Below are 13,982 nucleotides of genomic sequence, written 5' to 3' on the forward strand. Positions count from 1 at the left end.
TCACGGACCGACCGTGGAGTCGTTGGCCGACCCGCTGAGGTCCTGGCGGCGCAGCTGATGCCGCGGCGGATCGGGAAATGCCAGCCGTCGGGTCACGTTCAGGTCGGCGTCGACATGGATCAGCTCGCCGGCGTCGAGGAGCCGCCAGCGCGGGTCGTCGTCCATCGGCTCACTGGCGAACACCACCGAGCCGTGGCTCTGCAAATGGTCGCAACGGGCGTGGATTCGATGGGTGCGCAGATCGAAAGTCCCTGCGGGATCGCGCCGGTCGAGCACATACAGCTGATGGGTGTCGGGGTAGCGCAACGCCCACACGTCGGTGGCGGTGCTCAGCAGGATGTTGACCGCGTATACGGGCAGGTGGTCGGCGACCCAGCCGACGGCGTCGACCAGTCCGGCGCTCACCTCTGCCCTGGCCGCCACCGATGCGGTGATCAGCGCGAAGATCCGCTCGGAGTCGGTCTGCCCCTTGACCAGCGCCGACACCCCGAGCGAGTCCAACCGCTCGTCCAGCGCGTCGAGCCCCTGCACGACACCGTTGTGCGCGAACAGCCGCCCGTCCTGCAGAAAGGGATGGGTGTTGACCACGTCGAGCGACCCGGTGGTGGCGTAGCGGACATGAGCCAGGAAGGTGGTGCCCGTCATCTGCTTTGCCTCGCAGGCAAATTCGCGGTCATGCCAGGCAGCCATCGGTTGTTTGCGAAGTTCGGGATGCCCCAGCTCGTCGAACACGCCCAGCCCGGTCCCGTCCGGGTTGCGCCGGCTCTGGGTGGCCAGGTTGTCCGGTGCGTCGAGCAGCCAGAACGTCGCGGTCACCGCGTTGCGACCGGCGTGCAGGCCGAACAGTCGACACATCGTGCTAACCCAGCAGGTGGTCGGACAGCGTTTCCAAGGCCTGCTTGGCGTAGCCGCGCCAGATCCTGGCGAACACCGGCAGTGCCGGGGCGCTCAGCGCCGATTTGGGGTGCAGCGTCCAGCGCCACGTCACCAGCGTGCCGGTGCCATGCGCGCCGAACTCCCATACGCCCTCGACGTGGTCGATCAGTGCCGCCATCGGACCCCTGACCTCGCTGAGCGTGTAGCCGAAGGCATCGGGGGCATCCACTCTGGTCAGCGTTTCCCGCATCCCCCCGCCGCCGACGAGCGCGACGGTGCGGGTCTGTCCGACGGTCGACCAGTCGCCGGTCTGGCCGTGCACGGCCTTGATCGGCGGGATCGGTCCGTACCACCGGTTGAACAGCGCGGGTAGCGGCACCGGCATGGTCTTGGCGAACGCGTCGCGCGGCGCGACGGGTATCGCACGGGACTGCTGGACGACGATCGGGTGAGCCATCCACCCGATGGTAGTCAGCGGGCCAGTTGTGGGGCGGCCCGTCCGGTGATCGGTGGCAGGTCGAAGAACCCGGCGATACCGGGTGCGGCCGCGCACGTCGCAGGGATGGAGTTGACGCAGTGTGCGGCGGTGGCCACCACACCGGGGTTGCTGATCAACCCCTCCTCGACACTTTCGGGCTGCCATCCCTTCACGGTGACGAACGTGTTCGGGTTACCCCGCACCTCCATCTCGTAGCGCTCCCCCGCTGGGCCGAAAGACCATGCCGGGTCGAGGTTTTCCTCGCCCATCAGCCAGTTCACGGTGACCCGCACGACGATCTTGTTGGTCACCACCGCGTCCCAGTGGAACCGCCGCCCGGCGACCTGACCCGGCTCGATGACGCCGATCGGGCTCTCGATCGGGGCGGTCGCGACGGCGACCTCCTGGGAGGTTTGGATCCTGGGCTCGGCGGCGAATCCGAGCCGGTCGACGATCAGCCGCACGGATTGGAAGAACCCGCCGTTGAGCAGCTTCTGCATGGGCCCGGTCAGTGCGCTCTCGGGCGTGCCGCCGAAGCCCATGACGTGGCGCAACACATCGGGGGCGCCATAGGTGCGCAGGTCGGAGAACTCCTCGGCGCGCACGAAGGTGATCCCCGTGGACATGACCGAGAGCAGCAACGGGAACAGTTCGGTCGCCGCACCCGGCCCGATACCCGCACCGTGCAGGGTGACGTTGCCCTCGCGGGCGGCGGCCTCCAACGGGGCGGCCTCGGAGTCGCTGGGATAGAACCAGCCCAGCGGGCTGACGACGTTCTTGCCGGAGCGCAGCAGCGCGGTGACCTCGTCGACGTTCGGCAACAGCGGAGCGTAGATGACCGCGTCGGCGTCCAGGGCGAGGATGTCGTCGATGCTGTTGGTGGCGGTGATGCCCAGCGGCGCGGTGCCGATGATGTCACCGACGTCCTTGCCGGCCTTGTCCTGGGAATGCACCCAGCAGCCGGCCAGTTCGAGCTCGGGATGCTCCAGCACGCCCTTGATGGCCGCGACCCCGACCGAGCCGGTGGCCCACTGCACGACTCGCAACGCCATTGCTGCACCTCCGCGGAAAACTAGAACGTGTTACAACTACATGTACACGAAGTGCTCGCGAGCAGACACAAACTCGCATTATTCCGGCGTCGGGTATGCCATTCTGCGTCTGCTCGCAGAAAGTACCTAAGCAGGAGGGCCAGTCATGCCGAACAAGGTTTTCGTCGTCGGGGTCGGGATGACGAAGTTCGAGAAGCCGGGCAGCCGGGAGGGCTGGGACTATCCGGACATGGCACGCGAGTCGGGCACCAAGGCACTGGCCGACGCCGGTGTCGACTACGGCCAGATCGAACAGGGATTCGTGGGCTACTGCTCGGGCGACTCGACCTCCGGCCAGCGCGCGCTCTACGAACTCGGCATGACCGGCATCCCGATCGTCAACGTCAACAACAACTGCTCGACCGGCTCGACGGCGCTGTTCCTGGGGGCGCAGGCGATTCGCGGTGGGCTTTCCGACTGTGTGCTCGCACTGGGCTTCGAGAAGATGCAGCCCGGCTCACTGGGCGGCGGCGCCACCGATCGCGAGACTCCGCTGGGCCGGCACGTCAAGGCGCTGGCCGAGATCGACGAATTCGCGTTCCCCGTCGCGCCGTGGATGTTCGGCGCGGCCGGCCGCGAGTACATGCGGCAATACGGTGCCACCGCGGAGCACTTCGCCAAGATCGGGTACAAGAACCACAAGCATTCGGTGAACAACCCCTACGCCCAGTTCCAGGACGAGTACAGCCTGGAGGACATCCTGGCGGCGAAGATGATCTCCGATCCGCTGACCAAGCTGCAATGCTCGCCGACATCGGATGGTTCGGGTGCGGTGGTGTTGGCCTCGGAGCGCTTCGTCGACGACCATGGGCTGGCCGGGCAGGCGGTCGAGATCGTCGGTCAGGCGATGACCACCGACTTCGCCTCGACCTTCGACGGCTCGGCCAAGAACATCATCGGCTACGACATGAATGTCCAAGCGGCGCGCCAGGTTTACGACCAGAGCGGCCTGGGTCCGGAGGACTTCCAGGTCATCGAACTGCACGACTGCTTCTCGGCCAACGAGCTGCTGCTCTATGAAGCCCTGGGCCTGTGCGGCGAGGGTGAGGCACCGAAGTTGATCGACGACAACGACACCACCTATGGCGGTCGCTGGGTGGTCAATCCCTCCGGCGGGCTGATCTCCAAGGGCCACCCGCTCGGCGCGACCGGCCTGGCCCAGTGCTCCGAGTTGACCTGGCAGCTGCGCGGCACCGCCGACAAGCGTCAGGTGGACAATGTCAGCGCCGCGCTGCAGCACAACATCGGCCTGGGTGGGGCGGCCGTCGTGACGGCCTACCAGCGCGCCGAGCGCTAGGCCCGCCCCGGCATCAGTTGTGCTGGCTGGCGTGGGTCACGTGCCGTAGCGGATTCTGCAGACGTGGCGTCAACGCGGGTAAGCGCCAGTCGCCCTTAATGATCCAGTCACAGAGCTCGACGACGTCCGCGTCGTCGGCGATGGGGCCGATCCAGCATGCGGGCCCAGCCGGCGAGCGGTCGGCTGTACAGGGCTGGAACATCGCGATCACCCCACCGCCCGGGCGGGTCGCACAGAAGACCGATCCGAGCAGGCACGTGGTGGACACCAGCATCCCGTGCGGGAACAGCCGGACGACGGCCCGCAACCGGTCCATCCAAGGGTCGTCGGGCGGCGCCCCGCACCCGACGCAGACCACGAGTGTGAAGGCGCGCTTCGTGGACACTCCTACTTCGACTTCGGGTAGGGCAGCAGCGCCATCTCCCGGGCGTTCTTGATCGCCATCGCTACGTGGCGCTGCTGACCGACAGTGAGCCCAGTGACCCGGCGCGACCTGATCTTTCCGCGCTCGGAGATGAACACCCGCAACGTTGCGGTGTCCTTGTAGTCGACCGTCGTCAGGCCCATGCTGGTCAGCTGGTTGCGCCTCGGCTTGCCCTCGGCAACCGGGGCCGCGCGCCGCCGGGACTTGTTCGCCTTCACCAGCTTGCCTTCCGCACTCCGGGAAGTTGACCCTGGTGGGCCAGCTCGCGCATCCGTACCCGAGACAGCCCGAACTTCCGAAGGTGCCCCCTGGGTCGGCCGTCGACCGCGTCGCGGTTGCGCACCCGCACCGCACTGGCGTCGCGGGGCTGGCGCGCCAGTTCCTGCTGCGCGCTGATCTTCTGGTCGGCAGAACTGTGCGGCGAGGCGATGATGCGCTTGAGTTCCGCGCGCCGCTCGGCGTACTTGGCGACGACCGCGATGCGCTGCTCGTTCTTGACGATCTTGGATCGTTTGGCCATCTCAGCGCTCCTCGCGGAACTCGACGTGACGCCGGATCACCGGGTCGTACTTGCGCAGCATCAGACGATCGGGGTCGTTGCGCCGGTTCTTCTTGGTGACATAGGTGTAGCCGGTTCCAGCCGTCGACCGGAGCTTGACTGTCGGCCGGATCTCGTTGCGTGCCATCAGATTTTCTGTCCTTCTCGGCGAAGCCGTGCGACCACGGCCTCGATTCCGTCACGATCGATGACCTTGATGCCCTTGGCACTGACCCGGAGCCGGACGCGGCGGTCCTCCGAGGCCAGGTAGTAGGTCTTGAGTTGGATGTTGGGCGACCAGCGCCGCCGGGTGCGCCGGTGCGAGTGCGACACCGAGTTACCGAAACCCGGTGCGCGCCCGGTGACTTGGCAATGTGCGGACATGACGACCTCCCGCGAAGTAAGGTTACTGAAAATGATTTTCGACAAGCGGCGCCTCGCACTGTAGCGTGTGATCGTCACTAATGAAAATCGTTTTCAATACTGGAGGTGTGGTGCGAACCCCGGTACTGCTCGTCGCGGGACAAGGCGACACCGACGCCGTGGCCAGAGACCTACTACGGCACGAGAGAACAATCGTCGTCCGACACCGGTTCGACGGACACGTGGTGCACCGGCTGGTCACCACCGTGCAGAACGGGATCCTGACCACGTCGGATTCCGTCCTGGAACTGTTGCACGCGTGCGTGTCCTGCACGATTCGCAACGACCTGCTGGTCCTGTTGCGCAGGCTGCACCGTCGAGACGACATCGACCGGATCGCCGTGCACCTGGCACCGTGGCTGGAGCCGGAGCCGATCTGCTGGGCCATCAACCATGTCCGGGTACGGATGGGACCCGGGTACGCGGACGGCCCCGCGGCCCGCGATGTCGAGATCGCCGGCGTCATCACCTGCGTGGATTCCTCCGCGTGGTTGCCGAGCGCACTGGGTGATGACGAACTCGACGACGGGCGCACCGTGGCCCAGGTCGTGGTCGAGCAGACCGAGTTCGCCGATATCGTCGTCGCACCCCAGCTGGATCCGAGAACCCTGGCGGTGCTGCGACGGCTGGCGCCGCGGGCGTGGATCATCCAAGCCGAGGACCACGTCGAAGAAGCGGTGGCCAACCTCGACGCGACCGCCCGGCGCGGTTGCAGCGACGATCCCTGCGGTCCGTTGCTTGCCGGCGAACCACCGCTGGACGCCGACGGGGACGTCGGCATCGTCGAGTTCGACGCCGACCGGCCGTTCCATCCGCAACGTCTGCATGACGCGGTCGATGTGCTGCTCAACGGCGTGGTGCGCACCCGCGGCCGCCTGTGGCTGGCCAGCCAGGCCGAGCAGATGATGTATCTGGAGTCCGCTGGTGGCGGTCTCCGAGTCAGCTCTGGCGGGAAATGGCTTGCTGCAATGGGTGATTCGGAGATCGCTTACGTGGATTCGGAGCGACGGGCTTTGGCAAGCCTGATCTGGGATGAGCGCCACGGTGATCGCCGGACGGCAATGGCGGTGCTGGCCTGCGGGGCCGACCGCGACGAGATCATCACCGCGCTGGGCGCCGCCCTGCTCACCGACGACGAGATGGACCACCCCGAACTCTGGGCGCACTACGCCGACCCGTTCGGAGACTGGCACGAAGACCCGTGCGAAGGCGCACCCTCGCATGCTGAATTGTCCACCCCTTCAACCACGTACGGAGACGAGCAGTGAAACCTGGCATCCATCCGGACTACCGCCCGGTGGTCTTCCAAGACGCCACCACCGGTCGCACGTTTCTCACCCGCTCCACCATCACCACCTCGCGGACCATAGATATCGAGACCCCCAGCGGGACGAGAACCTATCCGCTTGCGGTCGTGGAGGTCACGGCGGACTCGCACCCGTTCTGGACCGGAGAGCGCCGGATCATGGACGCCGCGGGGCAGGTGGAGAAGTTCCGACGGCGGTACGGACAGCGATGATGTTGACCGCCAAGGACATTGGTGAAGTGCAACAGAGATAGGTGGATGATGATGATGGTGTGGCATGCAGTAGTCACCAAGGCCGCGACGACGGTGGTCACCGGGGTGGTCGGAGTGGCGGCCTTCGAGGCGTTACGCAAAGCCTCGGCCGCCTTCCCGGCCCGGCAGGCAGCGGTGAACGCCACCGCGCTCGGCCTGCGTGGAGTGCGCGCTGCCGAAGCCAACGCCGAGCGCGCACGGTTGGCGATCGGCGACGTCGTGGCCGAAGCCCGCGAACAGATCGGTGAGCAGGCGCCGGCGCCGGTGGCCGGCGAAGCCGGCCACGACCACGACCACTGAGCTGCCGGCGTGATAGCCGTCGTATCGGATGCCGCCGGCCGGCTCCGGGTCACCGTCTCGGGCCTCCGCAACAGCCCCCGCCACGCGGTCCGCATCGAGGATGACCTCGCTGGGCTCCCCGGTGTGCGCGCGGTCCATGCATACCCCCGCACCGGGTCGGTCGTCGTCTGGTACACCGCCGCCCGCTGCGATACCGCGGCCCTGATCGACGCGATCGCCGAGATCGCCAACCAGCCGGTCGAGTCCACGACCGCGGTGGTGCCACGATCGGCGGAGGTCGCCAACGCCGAGGTGATGCGCATGACCGTCGGCGGGCTCGCGTTGGTGGCCTTGGCCGCGCGGCGCTACCTCCTGCGCCGCCCGCTCCTGCTCGGGCCCACCAGTCGACTGCTGGCATCGGCGGTGACGATCATCACCGGCTACCCGTTCCTGCGCGGCGCCCTGGCCTCATTGCGGGGCAACCGGTCGGCCGGAACGGATCTCCTGGTCTCGGCCGCCACCATCGCCAGCCTGATCCTGCGCGAGAACGTGGTCGCGCTGACCGTCCTGTGGCTGCTCAACATCGGCGAGTACCTGCAAGACCTGACCCTGAGGCGCACCCGACGCGCAATCTCCGACCTGCTCGCCGGCGAACAGGACACCGCTTGGATCCGGCTCGAGGACGGAACCGAGGTCCAGGTCGCATCGGAGGTCCTCAGCATTGGCGATGTCGTGGTGGTCCACGAGCAGGTGGCCATCCCCGTCGACGGTGACGTGGTCGACGGGGAGGCCATCGTCGACCAGTCCGCCATCACCGGCGAGCCCCTTCCGGTGAGCATCGGTGTGGGCGACCGCGTGCACGCCGGTTCGATCGTGGTCCAGGGTCGTATCGCGGTCGCCGCGACCGCGGTCGGGCCCCAGACCGCCATCGGCCGGATCGTTGCCCGGGTGGAAGAAGCCCAGCGCGATCGCGCCCCGATCCAGACCATCGGCGAGAACTTCTCCCGCCGCTTCGTGCCGGCATCGTTCCTGCTCTCCGCGTTGACCTTCGCCATCACCCGCGATGTCCGGCGCGCCATGACGATGCTGCTGGTGGCGTGCCCGTGCGCGGTCGGGCTGGCCACACCGACGGCGATCAGTGCCGCGATCGGCAACGGTGCCCGGCGCGGCATCCTGATCAAGGGCGGCTCGCATCTCGAGCGCGCCGGGGACGTGACCGCGGTGGTCTTCGACAAGACCGGAACCCTGACCTTCGGCCGCCCCGTGGTGACCAACGTCATTGCCTTCCACAAGGATTGGCAGCCAGAGCAGGTCCTCGCCTACGCGGCCAGCTCCGAGATCCACTCCCGGCATCCGCTGGGCCAGGCGGTCATCCGCTCCACCGAGGAGCGGCACATCGTGATCCCGCCCCACGAGGAGTGCGAGGTACTCGTCGGACTCGGTATGCGTACCCGCGCCGACGGCCGGACGTTGTTGCTGGGCAGCGGCGAGCTGTTGCGCCGGGAGAAGGTGCGCGTCACCAAGAAGGCCGCCGACTGGGTCAGCCGGCTGCAGCAGCAGGCCGAGACGCCGCTGTTGCTGGCGGTGGACGGCAAGCTCGTCGGGCTGATCAGCCTGCGCGATGAAGCCAGACCCAACGCCGCCGCGGTGGTGGAGGACCTGCGCCGACGGGGCGTGCAACGGGTCGTCATGCTGACCGGGGACCACCCGGAGACCGCCAAGGCGGTCGCGCAGCTGGTGGGTATCGACGACTGGCAGGCCGAGGTCCTGCCCGAGGACAAGCTCGACGTCGTGCGCCGCCTGCGCGACGAGGGGTTCGTGGTGGCGATGGTGGGCGACGGTGTCAACGACGCCCCCGCACTGGCCGCCGCCGATATCGGCATCGCTATGGGGATGGCCGGGACCGATGTCGCGGTGGAGACGGCCGACGTCGCACTCGCCGGAGATGACCTGAGCCGAGTTCTCGATCTGCAGACCCTGGGCGAGCACGCGGTGACCGTCATCCGGCAGAACTACGCCATGTCGATCGCGGTGAACGCCGTGGGACTGCTGATCGGTGCCGGCGGCGCGCTCTCACCGGTACTGGCGGCCATCCTGCACAACGCGTCATCGGTGGCCGTCGTGGCCAACAGCTCGCGCCTGATCCGCTTCCAGCTCGAAGCCGGCAAGTAGAACACCACCACGGCTGGCGTTCTTAATTGGAAATGATTATCGTTTCCAACATGACCGCACTTCGTCCTCGCCCCCTGCTTGTCGCCGCCGCCGGATTCCTGGCGCTGGCCCTCCCCCTCGCCGCGTGCGGGTCGGATAAGTCCTCGCATCAGTCGCAGGCGAGCTCGAGCCCGACAGGATCCGCGAGCACCGCGGCAGCACCGCAGGCCTGCCCGACCGCACCGGTGGACGTCGTCGTCAGCGTGGACCAGTGGGGCGACATCGTGTCCCAGCTCGGCGGCGCGTGTACGACGGTGAAGACGGTCATCGCCAGTTCCTCGATCGATCCGCACGACTACGAGCCGTCCCCGTCGGACGCCGCCACCTTCGCCGGCGCCAAGCTGGTGGTCCTCAACGGCGCGGATTACGACCATTGGGCGGCGGACCTGGCCGCCACGTCGGCCGCCTCGGCACCGGTGGTCAGCGCCGCCGACGTGACGAAGACGCCCGACGGCGCCAACCCGCACCTCTGGTACAACCCGACCGCGGTGACGGCCGTGGCCGACGCGGTGACGGCGGAGTTGAGCAAGATCGACCCGCAGGCCGCCGACTACTTCACGGGCAAGCGGTCGGAGTTCACCACCTCGCTGCAGCCCTACGACACCCTGATCGGGAAGATCAAGGCCGCCGCTGCGGGCAAGTCATATGCCGCCACCGAGGGGATCTTCGACTACCAGGCTGAGGCCATGGGTCTGGTCAACAAGACGCCCGAGGGCTACCAGAAGGCTTCGGCCAACGAGTCCGATCCCTCCCCCGCCGACATCGAAGCCTTCCGGAATGCGTTGGCCAACCACCAGATCGACGTGCTGATCTACAACACCCAGACCGAGGGGTCCATCCCTGAGCAGATCCGCACCGCGGCGGAGAAGGCCGGCGTCCCGGTCGTCAACGTCACCGAAACCGTCCCGCCGGGCATCACCTCGTTCGTCACCTGGCAGGACGATCAGTTGACGGCGCTGGCCAAGGCACTCGGTGTCGCAGTCTGACCGCGAGGCTTCACCCACCGCACTGGCGTTCAACGACGTCAGTGCGGTGCGCGGTGGGCGGCTGATCTGGTCGCAGGCGACGTTCACCGTTCCTGCCGGCGGCATCGTCGCGGTGATCGGTGCGAACGGCGCGGGCAAGACCACTCTCCTGCACCTGGTGCTCGGCCTGCTGCCGGTGGCATCCGGCGATCTGAGGGTGTTCGGCCGCAAGCCGGGCGAGGACAACGACGGCATCGGTTACGTTCCCCAGCACTACGCGGCCACGGCCGGCGACGCCATCCGGGCCTCCGATGCGGTACTACTCGGGCTGACCGGCAACGGCTGGAGGCTCGGCCGGGCCACCAAGCAACAGCGGCGCCAGGTCGACGAGGCGCTGACCGCAGTCGAGGCGGACAGCTTTGCCCATGAACGGCTTTCGGCGCTGTCCGGCGGGCAGCGGCAGCGGGTCGCGATCGCCGAGGCACTGGTGTCTGCACCGCGGATGCTGATCCTCGACGAACCGCTGGCATCACTCGACCTGCGTAGCCAGCGTGAGATCGTCCTGCTGCTCGCACGCCTGCATCGCGACCTCGGCGTGACGATCCTGCTCGTCGCCCACGACATCAATCCGCTGTTGCCGATTCTCGACAGCGCCATCTATCTGCTGGACGGTCATCCGCACTACGCGCCCATCGGCGAGGTGGTCGACGACAGGTTGCTGACCCATCTCTACGGCACGCCGATCCAGGTGGCGCATACACCGCAGGGCGAGTTGTACATGAGGAGCCAGCTATGACAACCACGTTGGTGGCGATGGGTTACCAGGACAACTGGTGGGCAATCCTCACCTCACCGTTCATGCGAAACGCCATCACCGGCGGCACCATCGTCGCCCTGGCGGCCGGGTTGATCGGGTACTTCATCGTGGTCCGGCAGACCGCATTCGCCGCACACGCGCTGGCACACATCGGACTTCCCGGCGCCACCGGGGCAGTGCTACTCGGCATCCCGCCGGTGGTGGGCCTCGGCGTGTTCTGCCTGGGCGGCGCGTTCGTGATCGGCATTCTCGGCAAGCGGGCCACCGACCGCGACGTCGTCACCGGAACCACCCTGGCCTTCGCTACCGGGTTGGGGCTGTTCTTCAATTCGATGGCCACCAAGAGCTCCAACACCATGACCAACGTGCTGTTCGGCAATCTGCTGGCCATCTCCACCGACCAGTTGCTCACCTTCGCGGGACTGCTGCTCGCCCTTGCCCTGAGCGTCGGCGCGATGTACCACCCGCTGCTGTACAGCTCGGTCAATCCCCCGGTCGCCGAGGCCAAGGGTGTTCCGGTACGTGCGCTCTCGGTCGTCTTCATGGTGCTGCTGGCCCTGGCGGTGACAATGGCCGTTCAGGCCGTCGGAACCCTGCTGTTGTTCGCGCTGCTCATCACTCCCGCGGCGACGGCGATCACGCTCACGCCACGACCGGTCATCGCCATGGCGGTCTCGGCCGCCATCAGCCTGCTGTCGGTCTGGGCCGGGCTCGTCGCCGCGGCGGTGTTCAACATGCCACCCAGCTTTCTGATCGTGAGTATCGCCTGCGGGATCTGGTTGACGGTGTGGCCACTGAGCCGTCGGACGCGCCGGGTCGCTCGGCCCGATCCCCAAGTCGCGCCGAGTATTTCCTCCGCACCGACCACGTCGGGGACGCGGGCCGCTCCGACCGCATGATCGGCGGACCGGACGGTGCGCCGCGATCGTTGACGGTCAGTCCGTCGCCAGTACGACCTTGTAAGCGTCCTCGGCATAGCGTGCCCGGATCGTCTTCTTGTCGTACTTTCCGACACTGGTGCGCGGGACCTCGTCAACGAACGTCCAACGCTCCGGCAACCACCAGCGGACTACCTTGTCGGCCAAGAAATTCCGCAACTCCTGCGCCGTGACCTGAGCACCCTCCTGCACAACCACCGCGGCCAACGGGCGTTCCTGCCACCGGTCGTCCGGCACTCCGACCACCGCTGCCTCCCGCACCGCCGGGTGCGCGATGAGCTGGTTCTCCAGGTCCACCGACGAGATCCACTCGCCGCCCGACTTGATGACGTCCTTGGCGCGGTCGGTCAGGGTGATGTATCCCTGCCCGTCGATGCGGCCCACGTCGCCGGTGCGCAGCCAGCCCGACTGGAATTTCGATTCGTCGGTGTTGCGGTAGTAGGACCCGGTGATCCACGGGCCGCGGACCTCCAGTTCGCCGACCGACTCACCGTCGGCGGGCAGCACCGCTCCCTCGTCGTCGACGATGCGGGCCTCCACGCCGCACATCGGGCGGCCCTGCGTTCCGCGGATGTCCCACACCTTGTCCGCCGGTGTGTTTGGCGCGGGCCAGGCCAGCGTCGCCATCGGTGAGGTCTCAGTCATCCCCCACAACTGGCGGATCTGCACCCCGTATTTCTCTTCGAACGTCTTCATCAGCGAGACCGGCACCGCCGATCCGCCGCAGGCGACCAGCCGCAGCGACGAAATATCATGCCCCTGTTCATGATCCAGGTAGTTCATCACGTCGTTCCAGATGGTCGGCACCGCGCCGGCCACGGTGGGCCGCTGGGTTTCGATCAGGTTCACCAGCGACTTGGCATCCATGTAGCGGTCGGGCAGCACCATGTCAGCGCCGGCCATCAGCGCCGCGTACGGCAACCCCCAGGCATTGGCGTGGAACATCGGCACGATCGGAAACGCCTTGTCGGAGAAGCTCAGTCCCATGCCGTTACCGCTGCAGACGGCCATCGAATGCAGATAGCTGGACCGGTGCCCGTACACCACGCCCTTTGGGTGGCCAGTGGTTCCGCTGGTATAACACATGGCGGCGGCCGAGTTCTCGTCGACATCGGGCCAATCGAAATCGTCCGATTCAGCGGCAGTGAGCTCGTCGTAGCGCAGCACCTTCTTGCCCGACTTCTCGAACGGGGCCAGGTCCCCGGAGCCGACCGCGATCACGGTGTGCACCGTCTCCATCCTCGGCAGCACCGGGGCCAGGATCGGCGCCAGCGACAGGTCGGCGATCACCACGCGGTCTTCGGCCTCATAGGCGACGAACTCGATCTGCTCGGGGAACAGCCTGATGTTGAGCGTGTGCAGCACCGCACCCATCGAGGGCACCGCGACGTAGGCCTCCAGGTGCTCCTGGTTGTTCCACATGAAGGTGGCCACCCGGTCGTCACCCTCGACGCCGAGCCGGCGCAAGGCGTTGGCCAATCGCGCCGCCTGCCGGCCCACCTCGCGGTACGTCGCGTGCCGGTAACCACCGTCACCGGTCGCGGTGGTCACCGTTCGGTCGCCGTGAACGCTGACCGCATACCGGAGAATTGCCGAGACCGTCAATCCGAAGTCTTGCATCGTGCTCTGCATGGGGCCGAATGCTATCGCGCACCGCCGGCGTAGATCCCCAGGATGCGCCAGCCGGTGGGCTCCCGGCGCCGAACTCGCCGGCATGCCATGCTCACCGGGTGAGCGTGCTCAAGTCGATCATCTTGTTCGTCGCCGCGGCGTTCCTCGAGATCGGGGGCGCCTGGCTGGTGTGGCAGGGGGTGCGCGAACACCGCGGTTGGCTGTGGGCCGGATTCGGTGTAATCGCCTTGGGGACTTACGGATTCGTCGCCACGCTGCAGCCAGATGCGAACTTCGGCCGGATCTTGGCCGCCTACGGTGGGGTGTTCGTCGCCGGATCTCTGCTATGGGGAATGGCCGCGGACGGATTTCGCCCCGACCGCTGGGATGTCATCGGCTCGGCAATCTGCCTGGCCGGGGTGGCATTGATCATGTACGCCCCGCGTCGGGGGTGAACGCAGACGAGCCCGACCGGA

General features: G+C 67.2%; 18 protein-coding genes. 9 read left to right on the forward strand and 9 right to left on the reverse strand.

Translation table 11 applies throughout. The features are described from left to right. Genes ADBZ9K_RS11120 through ADBZ9K_RS11130 form a run of 3 tightly spaced genes read right to left on the reverse strand, consistent with a single transcriptional unit; the run spans position 1 to position 2,406 of the window. Positions 1 to 855, reverse strand: a complete 855-nt coding sequence (locus ADBZ9K_RS11120; RefSeq protein ID WP_526620239.1) for a class II glutamine amidotransferase — start codon at positions 853 to 855, stop codon at positions 1 to 3. A 4-nt stretch (positions 856 to 859) separates the two neighbouring features. Next, positions 860 to 1,333: an SRPBCC family protein gene (locus ADBZ9K_RS11125; protein WP_526620241.1), complete on the reverse strand. Its 474-nt coding sequence runs from the start codon at positions 1,331 to 1,333 to the stop codon at positions 860 to 862. 14 nt (positions 1,334 to 1,347) lie between these two features. Then, the gene (locus ADBZ9K_RS11130; RefSeq protein WP_526620242.1) at positions 1,348 to 2,406 is read right to left on the reverse strand and encodes an NAD(P)H-dependent amine dehydrogenase family protein; all 1,059 of its coding nucleotides are present in this window, start codon (positions 2,404 to 2,406) and stop codon (positions 1,348 to 1,350) included. A gap of 145 nt (positions 2,407 to 2,551) precedes the next feature. On the opposite strand from ADBZ9K_RS11130, the gene ADBZ9K_RS11135 reads away from it, so the two are divergent. Beyond that, entirely contained in the window at positions 2,552 to 3,742 is a 1,191-nt protein-coding gene (locus ADBZ9K_RS11135; RefSeq protein ID WP_526620244.1) for a thiolase family protein, read from the forward strand. A 13-nt stretch (positions 3,743 to 3,755) separates the two neighbouring features. Here ADBZ9K_RS11135 and ADBZ9K_RS11140 read toward each other — a convergent pair whose 3' ends face one another. The 5 genes from ADBZ9K_RS11140 to rpmB all read right to left on the reverse strand — a co-directional run bounded on the left by ADBZ9K_RS11140 (position 3,756) and on the right by rpmB (position 5,088). Beyond that, the gene (locus ADBZ9K_RS11140) at positions 3,756 to 4,127 is read right to left on the reverse strand and encodes a hypothetical protein (RefSeq protein WP_526620246.1); all 372 of its coding nucleotides are present in this window, start codon (positions 4,125 to 4,127) and stop codon (positions 3,756 to 3,758) included. Positions 4,128 to 4,129: 2 nt separating this feature from the next. Continuing rightward, positions 4,130 to 4,318 carry a 30S ribosomal protein S18 gene (rpsR, locus tag ADBZ9K_RS11145; RefSeq protein ID WP_526620912.1) on the reverse strand — a complete coding sequence of 63 codons (189 nt, stop codon included), beginning with the start codon at positions 4,316 to 4,318 and terminating at the stop codon, positions 4,130 to 4,132. A 62-nt stretch (positions 4,319 to 4,380) separates the two neighbouring features. After that, complete coding sequence (rpsN, locus tag ADBZ9K_RS11150; protein WP_526620247.1) at positions 4,381 to 4,686, reverse strand: 30S ribosomal protein S14; 306 nt, start codon at positions 4,684 to 4,686, stop codon at positions 4,381 to 4,383. A 1-nt stretch (position 4,687) separates the two neighbouring features. Next, positions 4,688 to 4,852, reverse strand: a complete 165-nt coding sequence (gene rpmG / locus ADBZ9K_RS11155; RefSeq protein ID WP_526620249.1) for a 50S ribosomal protein L33 — start codon at positions 4,850 to 4,852, stop codon at positions 4,688 to 4,690. Then, positions 4,852 to 5,088, reverse strand: a complete 237-nt coding sequence (rpmB, locus tag ADBZ9K_RS11160) for a 50S ribosomal protein L28 (protein WP_526620250.1) — start codon at positions 5,086 to 5,088, stop codon at positions 4,852 to 4,854. Before rpmB ends, rpmG begins: the two co-directional genes overlap by 1 nt. 110 nt (positions 5,089 to 5,198) lie before the next feature. Here rpmB and mrf point away from each other — a divergent pair, with 110 nt between their 5' ends. The 7 genes from mrf (at position 5,199) to ADBZ9K_RS11195 (ending at position 11,856) form a co-directional block, all read left to right on the forward strand. Beyond that, complete coding sequence (gene mrf / locus ADBZ9K_RS11165; protein WP_526620914.1) at positions 5,199 to 6,395, forward strand: ribosome hibernation factor-recruiting GTPase MRF; 1,197 nt, start codon at positions 5,199 to 5,201, stop codon at positions 6,393 to 6,395. Continuing rightward, complete coding sequence (locus ADBZ9K_RS11170; protein ID WP_526620252.1) at positions 6,392 to 6,646, forward strand: type B 50S ribosomal protein L31; 255 nt, start codon at positions 6,392 to 6,394, stop codon at positions 6,644 to 6,646. The genes mrf and ADBZ9K_RS11170 overlap by 4 nt, the downstream gene beginning before the upstream one ends. 54 nt (positions 6,647 to 6,700) lie before the next feature. Then, positions 6,701 to 6,985, forward strand: a complete 285-nt coding sequence (locus ADBZ9K_RS11175; RefSeq protein ID WP_526620916.1) for a DUF1490 family protein — start codon at positions 6,701 to 6,703, stop codon at positions 6,983 to 6,985. Between the two features lie 9 nt (positions 6,986 to 6,994). Then, positions 6,995 to 9,136 carry a heavy metal translocating P-type ATPase gene (locus tag ADBZ9K_RS11180; RefSeq protein WP_526620254.1) on the forward strand — a complete coding sequence of 714 codons (2,142 nt, stop codon included), beginning with the start codon at positions 6,995 to 6,997 and terminating at the stop codon, positions 9,134 to 9,136. 50 nt (positions 9,137 to 9,186) lie between these two features. Continuing rightward, on the forward strand, positions 9,187 to 10,161 hold the full coding sequence (locus ADBZ9K_RS11185; protein ID WP_526620255.1) for a metal ABC transporter solute-binding protein, Zn/Mn family: 975 nt from the start codon (positions 9,187 to 9,189) through the stop codon (positions 10,159 to 10,161). Then, positions 10,148 to 10,936 carry a metal ABC transporter ATP-binding protein gene (locus ADBZ9K_RS11190; protein ID WP_526620257.1) on the forward strand — a complete coding sequence of 263 codons (789 nt, stop codon included), beginning with the start codon at positions 10,148 to 10,150 and terminating at the stop codon, positions 10,934 to 10,936. Before ADBZ9K_RS11185 ends, ADBZ9K_RS11190 begins: the two co-directional genes overlap by 14 nt. Before the next feature lie 62 nt (positions 10,937 to 10,998). Beyond that, the gene (locus ADBZ9K_RS11195) at positions 10,999 to 11,856 is read left to right on the forward strand and encodes a metal ABC transporter permease (RefSeq protein WP_526620918.1); all 858 of its coding nucleotides are present in this window, start codon (positions 10,999 to 11,001) and stop codon (positions 11,854 to 11,856) included. 36 nt (positions 11,857 to 11,892) lie between these two features. On the opposite strand, the gene ADBZ9K_RS11200 is transcribed toward ADBZ9K_RS11195, so the two are convergent. Further along, on the reverse strand, positions 11,893 to 13,527 hold the full coding sequence (locus ADBZ9K_RS11200) for a long-chain fatty acid--CoA ligase (RefSeq protein ID WP_526620259.1): 1,635 nt from the start codon (positions 13,525 to 13,527) through the stop codon (positions 11,893 to 11,895). Between the two features lie 98 nt (positions 13,528 to 13,625). Here ADBZ9K_RS11200 and ADBZ9K_RS11205 point away from each other — a divergent pair, with 98 nt between their 5' ends. Continuing rightward, positions 13,626 to 13,961 carry a YnfA family protein gene (locus ADBZ9K_RS11205; RefSeq protein ID WP_526620260.1) on the forward strand — a complete coding sequence of 112 codons (336 nt, stop codon included), beginning with the start codon at positions 13,626 to 13,628 and terminating at the stop codon, positions 13,959 to 13,961. Positions 13,962 to 13,982: the final 21 nt, after the last annotated feature.

It is taken from the genome of Mycobacterium sp., assembly GCF_965229265.1.
Taxonomy (GTDB): domain Bacteria; phylum Actinomycetota; class Actinomycetes; order Mycobacteriales; family Mycobacteriaceae; genus Mycobacterium.

Bases quoted from the DNA above. Each gene is read 5' to 3' on its own strand.
- ADBZ9K_RS11120 (WP_526620239.1), bottom strand. From the start codon at position 855: ATGTGTCGACTGTTCGGCCTGCACGCCGGTCGCAACGCGGTGACCGCG.
- ADBZ9K_RS11125 (WP_526620241.1), bottom strand. From the start codon at position 1,333: ATGGCTCACCCGATCGTCGTCCAGCAGTCCCGTGCGATACCCGTCGCG.
- ADBZ9K_RS11130 (WP_526620242.1), bottom strand. From the start codon at position 2,406: ATGGCGTTGCGAGTCGTGCAGTGGGCCACCGGCTCGGTCGGGGTCGCG.
- ADBZ9K_RS11135 (WP_526620244.1), top strand. From the start codon at position 2,552: ATGCCGAACAAGGTTTTCGTCGTCGGGGTCGGGATGACGAAGTTCGAG.
- rpsN (WP_526620247.1), bottom strand. From the start codon at position 4,686: ATGGCCAAACGATCCAAGATCGTCAAGAACGAGCAGCGCATCGCGGTC.
- rpmG (WP_526620249.1), bottom strand. From the start codon at position 4,852: ATGGCACGCAACGAGATCCGGCCGACAGTCAAGCTCCGGTCGACGGCT.
- rpmB (WP_526620250.1), bottom strand. From the start codon at position 5,088: ATGTCCGCACATTGCCAAGTCACCGGGCGCGCACCGGGTTTCGGTAAC.
- ADBZ9K_RS11175 (WP_526620916.1), top strand. From the start codon at position 6,701: ATGGTGTGGCATGCAGTAGTCACCAAGGCCGCGACGACGGTGGTCACC.
- ADBZ9K_RS11185 (WP_526620255.1), top strand. From the start codon at position 9,187: ATGACCGCACTTCGTCCTCGCCCCCTGCTTGTCGCCGCCGCCGGATTC.
- ADBZ9K_RS11195 (WP_526620918.1), top strand. From the start codon at position 10,999: ATGCGAAACGCCATCACCGGCGGCACCATCGTCGCCCTGGCGGCCGGG.
- ADBZ9K_RS11200 (WP_526620259.1), bottom strand. From the start codon at position 13,527: ATGCAGAGCACGATGCAAGACTTCGGATTGACGGTCTCGGCAATTCTC.